Genomic DNA, 13,852 nt, shown 5'->3' on the forward strand with positions numbered 1-13,852 from the left:
CCAAGAATCTTGTCTGCGTAACATAGGGCCCAAGCGCAAACAGCAGGGGGCTATTCTAGTGGCAAGGTATGGAGAAGACGAGTTGTTGTTCTATTCGAAGGGCGACAGCTTCGGCGCCCGGAGAGTTCAAGAGCAGGCCGTGAAGGACGGCGTTGCCGGCATGTCTGAAAACCAAATCCTCAACAGCTCAATGGAGGATTTGGTCAATTTTATCTACGACAAGTTCATCATCAATGTCCCTGTGCTGGACCTCGAACATGCTGAGGTTTCACAAAACGAAAGCCAAGTGATGGTCCAAAGTTGGCGAACCGAACAGCCGATTGCCATGCCGGGCACAGTCGTCACCTTGGAAGTGCCTTATGAAGGAGACGAGATCCTGTTCTATATTAGGGCTTCGACATGGGGGATGAACCCGCCTAGGGCCTTCGTTAATAAGAGCCATCTCATTCTTCGGCAGAGCGGCACCAATCTTAACGGTGAGCAGGTACAGGCAGCATTCGATCAAACGATCGCCATCATTGAAGAAAATCTTGCCCGCTTGCGATCTGACTTTGATGAGTTCAATGGTCGGCTAAAAAGCGTGGCACGGGAGCTGATCGAAGCGCGCAAAGTGAAATTGCTTGCAAACCAGAATCTCGTGGCCGGTCTTAATTTCAAGCTCAAGGAACGGCCCGGAGCCGCCAAAACATATTCTGCCCCGATGCAACGGCGAAAGATTGAGCCTCGACTGCCCGCCGTGGCGACGAAGGGGTTCAAACCGGAGCCAGTTCTGCCCGAAGAGGACTATCAGCATATCCTCAAGATTATCCATGACATGACCTTGGTCATAGAGCGGAGCCCATCATCCTTTGCAACCATGGGGGAGGAGGATATCAGGCAGCATTTCCTCGTGCAGCTCAACGGGCAATACGAGGGAAAGGCTACTGGCGAGACCTTCAATGCAGCAGGTAAGACCGACATCCTAGTGCGCGATGAAGGGCGTAATATCTTCATCGCTGAATGCAAATTCTGGCGCGGTGATAAAGGCTATACCGACACTATAGACCAGCTGCTGGGTTATCTCTCTTGGCGCGACACTAAGACCGCGATCGTAATTTTCAATCGCAATAAGGACACGACCAATGTCCTAGCAAAAATCAGAACGCTCACAGAGGCCCATACACTATGCAAGACCGGGCCGAAGATCGAGGGCGAGACTAGGTTCCGATATGTATTCGGCCAGCCTAACGACACCAGCCGGGAAACGATCGTGACTGTTATGGTCTTCGACGTTCCGACCACCTCGACCGACACGGAATAAGCGAGCGGATAATGTCGGACGCATATTTACAAGGGATTTTGCGCCGGCTGCGGGTTGATACAGGACCCTACTCACCGGTTCGAAACGTGCAGGCAATGCTGCGGCCGTCACTGCAAGCTTGGGGTGGCTACTACTTGGTCGGTATGAATCCGAGTGGGTCATTTGCAAAGGGCACGGCCATTCGGGGCGGCACAGATATCGATATCTTTGCGTCCCTAGCTCAGGAAACTCCAACAAATCTGGAGACCATCTATCTGACGCTCTTTAACAGGTTGCATCAGGACGGCTTCAGTCCGCGGCAGCAAAACGTCTCGATCGGGATACAGATCGGCGGCTACTCCGTAGATGTCGTGCCCGCGCGCCGGCACAACACTGTCGGGGAATTTCATAGTCTGTGGCGCCGAAAGGCAAAGACCTGGACTCAGACTAATGTCATGACCCACATCAACACGGTGCGAAACTCGGGTCGTGCAGAAGAGATCATGATCCTGAAAGCCTGGCGTCGGCAGAAGGGGCTTACTTTTCCATCCTTTTACCTAGAGCTTGTGGCGATCGAAGCCTGCCGTGGCCGCAAGGTGGGCGCTCTTTCTGACAATGTATGGGCAGCGCTCGCATATATCCGAGACAATATCAAAACGGCTGTGTTTATGGACCCGGCCAACACCAACAATAGAATCTCGGACGACTTAGCAGCCGCTGAGAAACAGGCCATCGCTAGTGCTGCAGCGCTCGCCAGGCAGGCAACCAACTGGAGCCAGATCGTCGCATGAGCTGGCATCTTCCCACATTGCTTGATGAGCTCAATAGGGACGTTGCCGCAGACCTCACCAGGGCACGGAAAACCCTAGGGCATCCGACTGAGATTGGGGATGCGACAGAGGAGATTTGGATCGGGCTCTTCAATAAGTATCTTCCGAAGCGCTATCACGCGATCAAGGCGACGGTGTGCGACAGCAACGGCGCCTTCAGCGAGCAGATCGACGTGGTGATTCATGATCGTCAGTACACACCGCTCGTTTTCACCTTCAAAGAAAAGCACGTTGTGCCGGCCGAAAGCGTCTATGCAGTGTTCGAATCCAAGCAGGAAATGAATGCGGCTCACATCGGCTATGCTCATAAAAAGATCGGCTCGGTGCGCAAGCTGCACCGGACTTCGCTTCCCGTTCCGACGATTGATGGGACCAAAAGAGCCAAGGAACTCACGCCCATTCTTGGAGGCATCTTGACCCTTACTAGCACTTGGAATCCTGTCTTCGGAGATACTATGCGAGGATATCTTGAGGGCGCCGGCAAGGAGCAGCGATTAGATTTCGGCTGCGTTGCCGACGTGGGCAACTTTTGGCTCAATGAGAACGGCTACGAACTCGCACAACAGTCAAAGGCGGTCACACGCTTCCTTCTTGAGATGATGTCGCGCCTGCAGGCCGTGGCAACGGTCCCTATGATTGACATGCGAGCCTACGCTGAGAAACTGGAATAAAAAGGCGCTCAACCGTTTCCGGAGAGCCTTCTCGAATGGATGAGGTTGAGTTGCCGTGCTGCTCACACTTTCATGTCTAAAAGCGATCGCTTTCGCCGCAGTCTTCTTCTCCTGACTCAATCAGTCATGACCCCGGCAACTTGGCAAAGTTGCCGCTATCCACTTGGTGACCCAGAAACCGGCCAGTAGCTTCCAGCACCAAAGCACCCATCGGCACCGCCTCGCGCACAATGGCTCCTCACGGTAATCCAGCACCAAAAGCAGTCTGACTGCTACCGGCCCCATATCTGCTATATGATATGGGGGAACGCGGTCATCGCTTGCTTGTCCAAGGCTAGAAGCGCCGCATTTCGCTTTGCCAACGTTTCCCGATATTCCTGCGCTTCCACGTCCTTGAAAAAGGGAGCTTCCGGCGCAAGCCGCTTTACGGCACTTTCAACGGCATCAAGCTTCGCCCTAAAAAATTCCTTCCGATGGTTTTGCGCATTGATGCGGACGTGTTCAAATTCCGCATGAAGCGCGCGTTCGAGCGCAGGAGCGTCATCACTGTAGATGATGGCGTGGGTGTCGAAAACAAACGGTACGCTGGCATCGCCCAATTCCCGGACTCGGTCAGCCGAGTCCAGGCGACGTGTGAGTCCTATCTTCACCACGTCGTCGCCGAAAGAACCGACGTTAGAAATGATATAGACGTAGCCGGACCGCGTGCGTTCGGCCATCGCCTGCGCACGCACGAATTTGGCGTGAGCTTCCGCGAGGTCTTTCTCAAGAATCTCGATTTGGGCCTGGAATGCGTCCAGCTTCGGCCCAACGACGCTTTGGGCTTCTGCCTTTGCCTTGTCGAGCAGGTTCTGATAGCGGGCCTCTTCTTCTTCGGCCCGTTCCATGTCTCGGATGAGCCTTTGCTCCTCGCGCTGCAATCTAGCAGCTTCGGCGCGTTCATCACGTTCAGCCTTCACCTTCTCTCGGTATTCGTGCGTGAGATAAAGCTCCTGCAGTTTGAGCTTCAGGTATTCGTTCGTGATGAAGACCGAGTTCGACGCGTTGTGCTTGTCTATCTGGGCATGCGCATTCAAGATGCGCTTCTCCATCGCGTTGATGTTGTTCCACCGCGCATTGGCAATGGCCGCATCGCATTCGCTGTTGAAGGCGCGCAGCGTCAATCGGATGTTGCGGTTCGTCATCGTCTGCCCTTTCGCAGCGCTGCCGTCCACGGTCCAGTTTGTGGTGCAGATGACAGCCGTCTTGGCCGACACCATCACCTTTTGGCCTTCCCGCGAGGCGGATATGTTCCGCTTGTATTCTTCGCTGTCGGTAAAATCGAAATGGGGCTCGTAGACACCCATTTCGGCGAACGCGAGCTTTTCATCGAATACTGCGACTTCCTTCAGGAGCCGATCATAAACCGCCTTCTTCTCTTGATATGACGCACGAAGCTGTGCGATTTCAGAGGTCCAAACAGCAATCTTTTCTTTCAGCACCGCGCATTCCGCGTCGAGATCCACGACCGGATGGAAGCGCTGCTCCATCTGGGCAACCTTCGCAGCCAACGCGTTCTTTTCACAGAAAAGTTTCTTGCCGATTTCCACGGCCCTTTGTCCTGCCTCTCCAGCAACCGAAAGCTCCTCGTCGAGAGCAATTCGCTTTTGTTTTTCCTTCCACCACATGAACGTCACAACCGGCGCGGCAATTGCGGCCACGAGAATGGTCAATACGATTACTATGGTCGCGATTTGAGAATTCATGCTGTCCCCCACGGCATTGGACGTAGGGTTCGGTTTTAAGACGATCGAGTCAATCCAATCCCTGTCTTTATGAGCGTTAGCGCCCAACGCGCCGGCCGCGTTCTCTCTCATGAACTAAGCGCCGGCGCCGCTAAGGGATGGCTGCTATCTAATAGCGGGCGCCGAAAGCAGACTATCGGTTGTCGGCCCCGAGGGCGCTATTTCGCTTCGCGACCTGAACCATCAAGCTCGGCGACACAGCCATCACCGAACATCCCGACTTACGAATGACTACGAGATACCGTTCAAGATATTCATCGTGTCGTGCATGCGCTTCAGCGAGTTCGATATGTGTTCGCGCCACCGAGGGCCGACGTCCATGGCTGTGACATAGGCTCGTCGCAGGTCGTCGGGCCGGTCTTCCGCCATCGCCTCAATAAGAAACGCGGCTTGCTCCCGGTCCTTCGAGGCTTTCAAGCTTCCCGCACCATCGCGTCGCCGGTCAGCGATGATCAGCTTGTGGATCGCATACCGCTCGGGCCGCGGTACCTGCACGAGAACGCCAGATCTATAGATGGCCGCTGCGTGGATCGGTTCGGCTATCAGGAAATTGAGGTAGTTTAGTGCCTGAGCGTTGACGCCTAGTGCAGGCAGGTAGCGGATGGTTTCCTCGCCGAACGCGGGAGTGAGGAACTCAACTAACTGGCCACTACCACCCTGCACCCAGCGCCACGTACGACCCAGGTCTAGTCCTGGCAATGGGTCGAACTTCAGCGTTGAGAACGTCTCGGCCAGACCCGGATCTACCTGATCTTCCAGAGCGAGGCTGAGCTTCTCAAATTGGGCGATGTCGATGTCACCGGTGTTCGCCATACCGCCCAAGGGCAGGCGGATGCCAAGCTCACCTTCGTAAAGGCGAAACGCGTTGGTACCGACGATGGTGCCGCCCAGCCGAAACGTTCCCGCGTCTGCCATGGCAGACAGGATGGAGCCAGTCGCGCGGTCGGTTGGAGTCATGCCCTCCGCCCGGAGCAGACGAACCAGCCGCGAACGCTCAGCTTGCCGCTCCTTCGCGGTCGCATGCAGTGCCTCGATGCAGTCGATGCGCGCTCGCGTTGCCTCGCTGTCTTCGCCTATGTAAAAGAAGCGCATCTCTGATCCCACGCGGCGTGCAACGTACCAATAGGCCTTTTCGCCGCGTTGTTTCAGGGTAGGTTTGCCGTCGATGCCCGACACGGCATCGTCCTTCAGGAGCCGCACCAGATCGGTATATGCGCTCATCGCGATACTACTGAGTGGAGTCATGCCTATCATTTTTAGTTTTTGCTTGGCACATAATACCTATCAAAAATCCAAATTGCTAGGCATGTTCGGTGGAAAAGCACCCGATCAACTTTATCCCGGAAACCCGAGAGCAGGCATTATCGGCACCGTCACTATCTTAATATTGGCCATGACGGCCAACGGGAGAAGTGTCATGGGGTATCTCACAGTATGACCCGACCGCGAGAGGTCGACCAGCTTGGTACGCAGGTAAGCAGGTTGGCGTCAAACGACCGCTCAAAGGGAAGCAGATATCGCGGATCCGATTCTTCGTCGACCGTGAAGGTCGGATGCGCGATCGAGCTTTGTTTAATCTCGCAATCGATAGCAAGCTTCGCGGTTGCGACCTCGTAAAAATGGAGATCGGTTCACTTGTATCCGGCTCGGCGATACGCAACCGATCAATGGTGATCGAGCAGAAGACGGGAAGGCCAGTTCAGTTCGAGTTTACTGCCGACACACGCGCAAGTCTGCTCGCGTGGCTCGAACGCCGGGACGGCAGTATCGACGACTTTGCCCTTCCAAGTCGAGTCAATCCAGATGGTCACCTAATCACCCGGCAATACGCGCGGTTGGTCGATGAGTCGGTAGCGGCGATCGGACTCCGGCCAGAAGACTACGGAACGCATTCGCTCTGGCGAACTAAGGCAGCCCTGATATACAAAGCTACCGGCAATCTTCGAGCCATTCAGATCCTACTCGGGCACACCAAGATCGAAAATACGGTTCGATATCTCGGCGTCGATATCGATGATGCGCTGTCCCTGGCCGAGACGACCGAAATCTATACGCCTTCTTGATGGCGGCCTCGCTTAAGTTGGCGGGGTCGCTTTTGAAGCGCGCGTATGTCTGCTTACCCCAGATTTCCTCAGGAGGCGTCCACCACATGTAGCCGTAGCCCTGCCTGATCCGTTTTGCAAAGGAATAGGCGGTCGTAGATTCTTTAATCAGTGCCGCACGGATGACCTGTGTCGTCTCCCACTTCCCATCGTTCAGGAATATTTGGCCGAGGTAGGCCAGGACGGCGCCGAGAGGACGAAACCAATAACATTATGCCGAATGATCATGCTGATGTTGCATAAAGCCCGTTAAGTCGGGGTCCCGACGATCGCTGGTACGTATCGGATGTAATTGGTCTGTATGAGAAAAACTCGTCCTCTGCGGATGCAACCATCTTTACTTGCTCCGTAAGCAAGTAAAGATTTGAGCGCCCTCTCGCTTTAGGCGCTTTCGTCCGCTTTCGTTCTCTCAAGTGCCCGCTTCCACGCGTCCTCAACGCTTACCAATGGCTTCTCTCTCCTCGGAGCGTCAATCGAGATATCGAGATCCTTTAATCCGCTTGCCGTGACGATCGCTACCACCCTGTCGTTATGAGCTATCCCCTGCCGCTCCCGCAGACGTTGAACAGCGACGAGAGGCGCGACAGATGCCAGTTCTGCAAAGATGCCTTCTTTGGCGGCCAGCATTCTCTGCATCGACCTGATCTCGTGGTTAGACACGCGGACCGCGCAACCTCCCGTATCCCGAAGCGCTTTCAGCGCCTGATAGGTACTGCGCGTCGTGCCGATCGAGACAGCGACGGTTTCAAACCCCTGCTCCTGTTCTTCGATCTTGTCGCAACCACTTTCAAGGGCCGCCGACAACGAGCCATGGACCTCGGCCGCCACGAGCCTGGGCACACGGCTGATCCTGCCCATCTCAAGCAATTCCTGAAATCCTGCGCAGATGCCGGTCAGGGCATCGCCATAGCAAACTGGCAAAATGCACCAGTCGGGCAAGTCGTCTGATTGGTCGACAATCTCGTAGGCAAGCGTCTTGTAGCCTTCGATACCAATCGGATGACTGCCGATCACTGGATGATGATAAGGGGAGGTGACAAACCATCCCAGTTGATCGGCGGCCTTTTCGAGAAGCGCCCATCTGTCTGTCTTCCGAGCCATCGGGAAAATCGAGGCTCCATATGCCCGGATTTGCGAGATCATGGCGCCGGCTGCGCCAGCGAATGTCACAACGATACACTCCAGGCCTGCCTTGGCGGCATAAGCCGCCAGCGATGCTCCCGCATTACCCGATGACGCCGTTGCCACAACCTTCGCTCCCTGACTGAGAGCTGCCGACACCACCACGGTCGAAAAGCGATCCTTGTGTGACCAGGTGGGATTACGGCTCTCATCCTTGATGAAGAGGTGCGGCACACCGAGTGTTTGACCAATACGTCCAACAGGTACCAGAGGTGTCAAGCCTTCGCCAAGCGACACGATCCCGCCAGTAAATGAGGGAAGACGCGACGCATATTGCCAGAGGGATTTTCCTGCATGATTGTTCGCGTCGGCAAGGGACTTGCTTCGGCCAAGGTAAAGAGGTCGCAGGTTTGATGGACCTGTTTCAAGGCACTTCGGGCACCCCCTTGTATCAAGCCTCAGATCGGCCGGATACCGAATGCCGCAGCGAATGCAGCGATATCCCGCGATGATATTCATCTGGACGAAACTCCCGTCTACAACGGCCCGGCATGTGCCACAAGCGGCGCCAAAATTACCGGACATGGTGGACGTCGTCGGGATCGACGACAAACACCCTGTTCAACCAATGTGCCCGCGAGATGTCAATGAGAATGTTCACTATAATGCGTTGCATTATAGTGAACGAATGAAATCTTCGCCCCATGGACATATTAGGTAGATTTGGCGTGAACCTGCAGCGGTTGCGTCGGGAGCGAGGCTTATCGCAGGAACAGTTGGCTCATCTGGCTGATTGCCCTCGGGCCTACCTCAGCGGCGCCGAAGCTGGTCGTCGCAACTCGACACTTAAAACCATCGCAGCACTCGCACATGCTCTCGATGTTGACCCGGCGGATTTGCTAAAAGAGCCTGACTCACAAAAAGAAGAACAGCAAACCAGCGTCAAATAGCTCCGCAACATCCCTGGTAATCCCGAAAATTGTGTATTTCGGATCGCTAAAGGATGAATACGATTTGGCATCTTTTGTACAGATATCGCCAAATCATTGGCCTTCGGGAAATTCGTCACGGCTCAACAGTGCAACATATTGTTGAATTCAGGGACGATAGCGATAAATCTCGCACCTCCCAATTGTGGCCAAGAAGCTGTCGATGATGTTCGTGACGAGATCATTGGTATGGAAGTTTCTCTCAAGCAGATCACACATGCTGAAGTTGCCACCATCGCCGGTATTGAGCTGAGCACTCGGGAAGAAGACTTCGCAGGTGGAAGCATGGGAGCAATAGCGGAACGTTTGAAAGCCCGACAGGCCTCCGAAGACTACGTCCCATTCCTGATCATGGCAGACCGAAAAATTGCCGGGTTCCTGATGCTTCGCAAGGGGCATGCATTGCCCGGCTGGGCGGTGCCGAATGCAGTCAGTCTTCACAACTTTCGCATCTGCGGGAATATGCAGGGAAGGGGATGTGGAAAGACGACCGTCATTCTCGCCGCCCATTGGATTGCAGCGCGCTGGCCGCAGGCTTCAATGCTGATGCTAAGTGTCAACGTCGAGAATTTCGCGGCAAAAGAATTTTATCTGCGCTGTGGTTTCCAGGATACCGGTGAAACCCACTACGGTAGGCTGGGGGTGGAAGACATCATGTCGTGTCGGATATCCGACCTGCTGCGACAATCGACATAAGCACGCGCCGAGCGGCGAATCCCATTAAGAGGTGATTTCCGAAGAATGGCACCCCAGCCGTGCTTTTGACGTCTCCCGCTGACAAACTTACAGGCTCAACCTGAAGCATCGCTGTCGTACTATCCAGTGATCGAGACGACATGTGAACAGTAATATAGGGTGTACTTGACTCGTCGATCTCCTCACCAGAGCCTGATGCGGCTGTACCAATGCTATGATAGACGCTTGAGCGTCATCCATTTAATCAGCTCAAGATATCAAGGTGAATAATCTAAAAATGTGCAATATAATAAACATTGTTTAACCACGATGTTGAGCTAAGTCAAATTATCTGATTAGTCTGGCAAGAGTCAGAAAATTTTCATTCATTGATTGATTATGACATGAACGTAGATGCGATATCAGAAATTGCAGAAGTATTTGAACGCATCGATGCAAAGGTCGAATCCGGCGGTGTTGTAGAAGAATTGACTTCATTCGTCCATCTCTTTGGTTTCCGCTATTTGCTGATTACAAGATTACCTCGAGTAGACGAAAAACTTTGGCCGCAACCAGTTTTGTATGATGGCTGGCCGGCCGAATGGTCCGATCACTATACCAACAGCAATCATTTCTCCCATGACCCTTGCGTGCTGCGGTCGCGTATTGCTGGCAAACCATTTCTGTGGAGCGAGCTGTCGCGTGAGCGCATGTCCCCCCAACAGTTACGTGTCATGGACGAGGCGACTGAGTTTGATATGCTGGAAGGATTATGTGTTCCTGTTTACGAACCCTATAAGGCTCCTGCTGTCGTTACAGTGGCAGCAGACCATGTGGCTCTGGGTACAAACGACCTGCCTGTCCTTGAAATTGTGTCCATCCACGCCTTCCGGTCTTTGCAGCGATTGCGCGGTACAGTGGCCGAACCAGTTTACAATGAACTGACCAATCGGGAGCGGGATATTCTGGCTTGGACGGCTGCGGGCAAATCTGCCGAGGACATAGGTTGTATTCTGTCCATCTCGAAACTGACAGTCGAAAGCCACCTCCGCAACATCCGCGAAAAACTGAATGCGACGAATTCAACACATGCAGTGGTCAAGGCGTTATTGCGCGGCGAGGTTCATCTCTAACAATACCAAAAAACCAGTATAGATTGAAAATGCGGACGTGGGCTACGCGTTCGCTGCCATGTTCAAGATCCACATCGTCAATTGGTCAAACCGAAAGGCATATGAAGGGCCGCTGGAGCACAATTTTCGTCTTCGCCATCAGATTTATATCGGTGAACGAAACTGGTGTCAGATTGAAAGGCCGATTCCTCTGGAAATAGACGCATTCGATAACGAGGATGCGATCTACCTACTCGGTATCGACGACAATGGCGATGTATGCGGGGGTTCTCGCCTTGTCCCCACACTGAAACCGCATCTGTTGTCGGACGTCTTCCCGATGCTCGCCGACGGAGGCATTCCAAGAGACCACGATATCTACGAATGGACACGGATCTTCGTTGCGCAATCGCTACGCAAGCCAGGGGAACCTTCTCTTGCTGCTGGCATCGTTCTTTGCGGCTTGCTGGAAGCTGCCGTTGTGCTCGGCATCCGACAAATCAGCGTTGTATGCGAAACCTTCTGGCTCGATAGACTGGAGCGGCTGGGCTGGCCGGTGACAAGGTTGGGACCGGCTATCGAACACCCCGACGGCGCGATTCTCGGCCTGTTGATTGAGGTTATACAGGCCGCGCTGGCGTCATCACGTGCGGTATACGGACTGGACGATGTCAGCGTGCTTGCTGCGCGCCAATTAAAAGACAGCCAGGAATCGCAACCGCCGGCTATCGCTGTCGAGGCATAACGCATGTAGGAAAATTCCTGTGTAAACACATGTCACCGAAGCAATCGCGCCGATCGCTCACGGTGAACGCGGCACCGAAATGCTTCCAGAAAGCCCCCTTCCATCGTTGCAACGGTGGCGCGCCGCCGTGCGGCCAGCGCGACGTGATGCAAAGGTTTGGTGCTGGGGGAAATCGCTGTGCCTCTCCGATTTATTGCTAGGCGCGGATAGAGAACGGCGGGTGCCCCGCCTGACTGAGCACCGCACGGCAACCACAGGCGTTCAAGTGTAGATTGGATCGGCGAGCGCGAGAGAAAGGCGAAATGACCTCGTGTGGCCTTTGCTCTCTCGCTGGCAAATACAATTGTCGTGACCAATTAGCGCTTCTGCTTAGAAGAACGAGTCAGCCGTCGCCGATCAGCCAGCCAGCTATTCTCAGATTGTCGGAGGAGCACAGATGCATGAAGTTGCGGCAAACAAAGAGAGCTGAGGCGAGGAGGGGCGCGCCGCTAAGAGTAGACGGAAGTCCATTATGGGCGCGTTCTGTCCGATGGCCTGACAAGGGCTTGCCGTTTGATCTACGGCCGCTGCGATATATACTGGCTTCGGCGGAGAGCATGAGCTTCACGGGTGGTGCCTTGGCACTGAAGACCAAGGTATCGACCGTGAGCCGGCGAGTTCGGAATTTCGAGGATTCTATTGGCGTATCGCTATTTGAACGCACGTCGATCGGGGTTCGCCTGACCGATGCTGGTGAAAGGTTTCTCAACGAGATCTTACCCGCCCTTCAGATGATCGAGATGGCCCTAAATCATGCAAATGCCGCTGGACGCGTCGAACTGGGGACAGTTCGTATCGGTATCATCACTACCCTTGCAGGTGGCTTTTTGCGCGAGTTGATCTCCGCCTTTGATAAGCAATATCCGGGTATTTTCCTTGATGTTCGCACTGGGGGACGGCGGGATCATCTTACCAGGATCAGATCACGGGAAATCGACGTCGCCTTCCTGACCGGCAATGCCCCGCAGATCGATTGCGACGTGCAGGAGCTCTGGCATGAGCGCGTCCATGTCGCCATGTCGGCGGACCACCCTCTGGCCGAGCGCGCCGGCGTGGACTGGCCCGATCTTGAGAATGAACGGTTCATCGTAAGTGGACAGGAGCCCGGGCCGGAAATGCATGATTACATTGTGCGCAGGATCGCCGGCTACAGCACCTATCCGCAGATAACTTACCGGCCGATGGATCTGGAGACGCTGATGCACACTATTGCGCTCGGCAGAGAGATCACTGTCGTATCGGAAGGATGGACCAGAATGACGTTTCCTGATCTTGCCCTGCGGCCGTTGTCAGCGCCGGAGGACATTGTTCCCTTTAGCGCGGTCTGGTCGCCGGTCAATGACAATCCTGCACTGCGCTGGTTCGTCAGCTTTGCGCGGAGATTGTCGTCTAGCCGAAATAGTTGCCAATAACACCTTTCTGAAGATTCACATCAGCATTTCAGTGCGGCTAAAAAGCCATATATTGTCGCATATAGAATAATCTATATCAGTGATTTGAATCGCTTTGTCTATGAGGGAAAGAATGACCGCTATTGTTCCAGAAGCTCGTACGGACCTGACAGGACTGACGGCCGAGATCGTTGGCGCTTATGTCAGCAATAATTCTGTACCGGCATCGGAACTTTCCAGGATTATTGCTGAGACGCATGCTGCCATTTCTGCTCTCCAGAGAGGAAACACTCCTGCCGTGGAAGAGAAGCCCGCTCCCGCAGTCGCGATCAAGAAGTCAATCACGCCCGATTTCATCATCTGCCTGGAGGACGGGAAGATGTTCAAGTCGCTGAAGCGCCACCTAACGACGCATCATGGTTTGACTCCGGAGCAATATCGGGAAAAATGGGGCCTGCCGATAGATTACCCAATGGTGGCTCCGAATTACTCCGCGAAGCGGTCGGCACTGGCAAAAAGCACCGGACTGGGTCGCAAACGCGCGGTGGTGGAAGAGCCGGCTCCTACGCCTCGAGGCCGCAAAAAGCTTAGCCTCAAATTCACCTGAACTTGTGCAATTCGGGTAGCGGCTCGTCGGCGTTCCGTGGCGCCATAGCTTTCATGTTTTCTCCCGACTGCGGCTTCCCCGCTTTTGCTTTCCTGCTCCGCCATCCACGATCCGAACGCAGAAACGATTCCAGCATATGCGGGATCAGAGCTGCCGTCTCGACCGGCTCGTAGAGGCGGCTGTGTTCAGCGGCATAAAGGTCGAGCTCTTCCTTGAGTGGATCGGTCAGCGCGATGGTGACGCGTGTCATGCCGGCTTTCGGCAAAGGGCCGAGCTTGAGATTGGTCATTGCGATACTCCGTAAGGTTCCAGTACTAAATCGCGCGAAACAATGACCCGGAAGGGAAATCCGGGCCGGATGGTTAGCGTCGGCGCGACCTGCAACTGACGCTGGACGATATGCTGCCCAGTCTGATTGATGGTGTCCTGCGCTCCATCGCGGATGGCTCGGACCAGGCGGCCCTCGTCGCTTGTCGCGAGTTCAGAGCTGGCTCGGGAAATCTGCA

14 protein-coding genes and 1 pseudogene are annotated in these 13,852 nt (G+C 54.5%); 10 read left to right on the forward strand and 5 right to left on the reverse strand.

The features are described 5' to 3' along the window. The first annotated feature begins 85 nt into the window (after positions 1-85). Genes AC5XE7_RS15165 through AC5XE7_RS15175 form a run of 3 tightly spaced genes read left to right on the forward strand, consistent with a single transcriptional unit; the run spans position 86 to position 2,780 of the window. On the forward strand, positions 86-1,300 hold the full coding sequence (locus AC5XE7_RS15165; RefSeq protein ID WP_495366602.1) for a hypothetical protein: 1,215 nt from the start codon (positions 86-88) through the stop codon (positions 1,298-1,300). 11 nt (positions 1,301-1,311) lie between these two features. Continuing rightward, the gene (locus AC5XE7_RS15170) at positions 1,312-2,070 is read left to right on the forward strand and encodes a nucleotidyltransferase family protein (protein ID WP_495366601.1); all 759 of its coding nucleotides are present in this window, start codon (positions 1,312-1,314) and stop codon (positions 2,068-2,070) included. Beyond that, entirely contained in the window at positions 2,067-2,780 is a 714-nt protein-coding gene (locus AC5XE7_RS15175; protein WP_495366600.1) for a DUF6602 domain-containing protein, read from the forward strand. Before AC5XE7_RS15170 ends, AC5XE7_RS15175 begins: the two co-directional genes overlap by 4 nt. A gap of 290 nt (positions 2,781-3,070) precedes the next feature. On the opposite strand, the gene AC5XE7_RS15180 is transcribed toward AC5XE7_RS15175, so the two are convergent. Both AC5XE7_RS15180 and AC5XE7_RS15185 read right to left on the reverse strand, forming a co-directional pair. Continuing rightward, entirely contained in the window at positions 3,071-4,636 is a 1,566-nt protein-coding gene (locus tag AC5XE7_RS15180; protein ID WP_495366599.1) for an SNIPE associated domain-containing protein, read from the reverse strand. A 159-nt stretch (positions 4,637-4,795) separates the two neighbouring features. Next, positions 4,796-5,785: a nucleotidyltransferase family protein gene (locus AC5XE7_RS15185; protein WP_495366598.1), complete on the reverse strand. Its 990-nt coding sequence runs from the start codon at positions 5,783-5,785 to the stop codon at positions 4,796-4,798. Between the two features lie 191 nt (positions 5,786-5,976). Between AC5XE7_RS15185 and AC5XE7_RS15190 the strand changes: the two genes are divergently transcribed. Further along, positions 5,977-6,627: a tyrosine-type recombinase/integrase gene (locus tag AC5XE7_RS15190; protein WP_287941797.1), complete on the forward strand. Its 651-nt coding sequence runs from the start codon at positions 5,977-5,979 to the stop codon at positions 6,625-6,627. Between the two features lie 420 nt (positions 6,628-7,047). Here AC5XE7_RS15190 and AC5XE7_RS15195 read toward each other — a convergent pair whose 3' ends face one another. Beyond that, positions 7,048-8,307 (reverse strand): threonine synthase, encoded by a 1,260-nt coding sequence (locus AC5XE7_RS15195; protein WP_287941794.1) that lies wholly within the window; start codon positions 8,305-8,307, stop codon positions 7,048-7,050. A 209-nt stretch (positions 8,308-8,516) separates the two neighbouring features. Between AC5XE7_RS15195 and AC5XE7_RS15200 the strand changes: the two genes are divergently transcribed. From AC5XE7_RS15200 to AC5XE7_RS15225, 6 genes are all read left to right on the forward strand, one after another. Continuing rightward, a complete protein-coding gene (locus AC5XE7_RS15200) occupies positions 8,517-8,738 on the forward strand; it encodes a helix-turn-helix domain-containing protein (RefSeq protein WP_287941792.1) in 222 nt (73 codons plus the stop codon). Positions 8,739-8,966: 228 nt separating this feature from the next. Beyond that, positions 8,967-9,473 carry a GNAT family N-acetyltransferase gene (locus AC5XE7_RS15205; RefSeq protein ID WP_287941791.1) on the forward strand — a complete coding sequence of 169 codons (507 nt, stop codon included), beginning with the start codon at positions 8,967-8,969 and terminating at the stop codon, positions 9,471-9,473. Positions 9,474-9,841: 368 nt separating this feature from the next. After that, positions 9,842-10,585, forward strand: a complete 744-nt coding sequence (locus AC5XE7_RS15210) for an autoinducer binding domain-containing protein (RefSeq protein ID WP_495366597.1) — start codon at positions 9,842-9,844, stop codon at positions 10,583-10,585. Between the two features lie 37 nt (positions 10,586-10,622). Further along, positions 10,623-11,309, forward strand: coding sequence for an acyl-homoserine-lactone synthase (locus AC5XE7_RS15215; RefSeq protein WP_495366596.1), 687 nt, complete (start codon positions 10,623-10,625; stop codon positions 11,307-11,309). Between the two features lie 440 nt (positions 11,310-11,749). Next, complete coding sequence (locus AC5XE7_RS15220; RefSeq protein WP_287941785.1) at positions 11,750-12,760, forward strand: LysR family transcriptional regulator; 1,011 nt, start codon at positions 11,750-11,752, stop codon at positions 12,758-12,760. Between the two features lie 112 nt (positions 12,761-12,872). Then, positions 12,873-13,346, forward strand: a complete 474-nt coding sequence (locus tag AC5XE7_RS15225; RefSeq protein ID WP_287941783.1) for a Ros/MucR family transcriptional regulator — start codon at positions 12,873-12,875, stop codon at positions 13,344-13,346. Here the strand turns inward: AC5XE7_RS15225 and AC5XE7_RS15230 are convergent. Then, positions 13,339-13,635, reverse strand: coding sequence for a DUF2274 domain-containing protein (locus tag AC5XE7_RS15230; RefSeq protein ID WP_287941781.1), 297 nt, complete (start codon positions 13,633-13,635; stop codon positions 13,339-13,341). The genes AC5XE7_RS15225 and AC5XE7_RS15230 overlap by 8 nt on opposite strands. Continuing rightward, positions 13,632-13,832 (reverse strand): annotated as a pseudogene (locus AC5XE7_RS15235) (TrbI/VirB10 family protein); the annotation flags it as partial. The pseudogene AC5XE7_RS15235 and the gene AC5XE7_RS15230, both read right to left, overlap by 4 nt. Positions 13,833-13,852 lie beyond the last annotated feature (20 nt).

It is taken from the genome of Aquamicrobium sp. YD-1-mutant5 (assembly GCF_059509755.1).

Excerpts from the sequence above, each read along its gene's own strand:
- AC5XE7_RS15170 (WP_495366601.1), top strand. The coding sequence starts at position 1,312 with ATGTCGGACGCATATTTACAAGGGATTTTGCGCCGGCTGCGGGTTGAT.
- AC5XE7_RS15175 (WP_495366600.1), top strand. The coding sequence starts at position 2,067 with ATGAGCTGGCATCTTCCCACATTGCTTGATGAGCTCAATAGGGACGTT.
- AC5XE7_RS15180 (WP_495366599.1), bottom strand. The coding sequence starts at position 4,636 with ATGAGAGAGAACGCGGCCGGCGCGTTGGGCGCTAACGCTCATAAAGAC.
- AC5XE7_RS15185 (WP_495366598.1), bottom strand. The coding sequence starts at position 5,785 with ATGAGCGCATATACCGATCTGGTGCGGCTCCTGAAGGACGATGCCGTG.
- AC5XE7_RS15195 (WP_287941794.1), bottom strand. The coding sequence starts at position 8,307 with ATGAATATCATCGCGGGATATCGCTGCATTCGCTGCGGCATTCGGTAT.
- AC5XE7_RS15205 (WP_287941791.1), top strand. The coding sequence starts at position 8,967 with ATGGAAGTTTCTCTCAAGCAGATCACACATGCTGAAGTTGCCACCATC.
- AC5XE7_RS15220 (WP_287941785.1), top strand. The coding sequence starts at position 11,750 with ATGAAGTTGCGGCAAACAAAGAGAGCTGAGGCGAGGAGGGGCGCGCCG.
- AC5XE7_RS15225 (WP_287941783.1), top strand. The coding sequence starts at position 12,873 with ATGACCGCTATTGTTCCAGAAGCTCGTACGGACCTGACAGGACTGACG.
- AC5XE7_RS15230 (WP_287941781.1), bottom strand. The coding sequence starts at position 13,635 with ATGACCAATCTCAAGCTCGGCCCTTTGCCGAAAGCCGGCATGACACGC.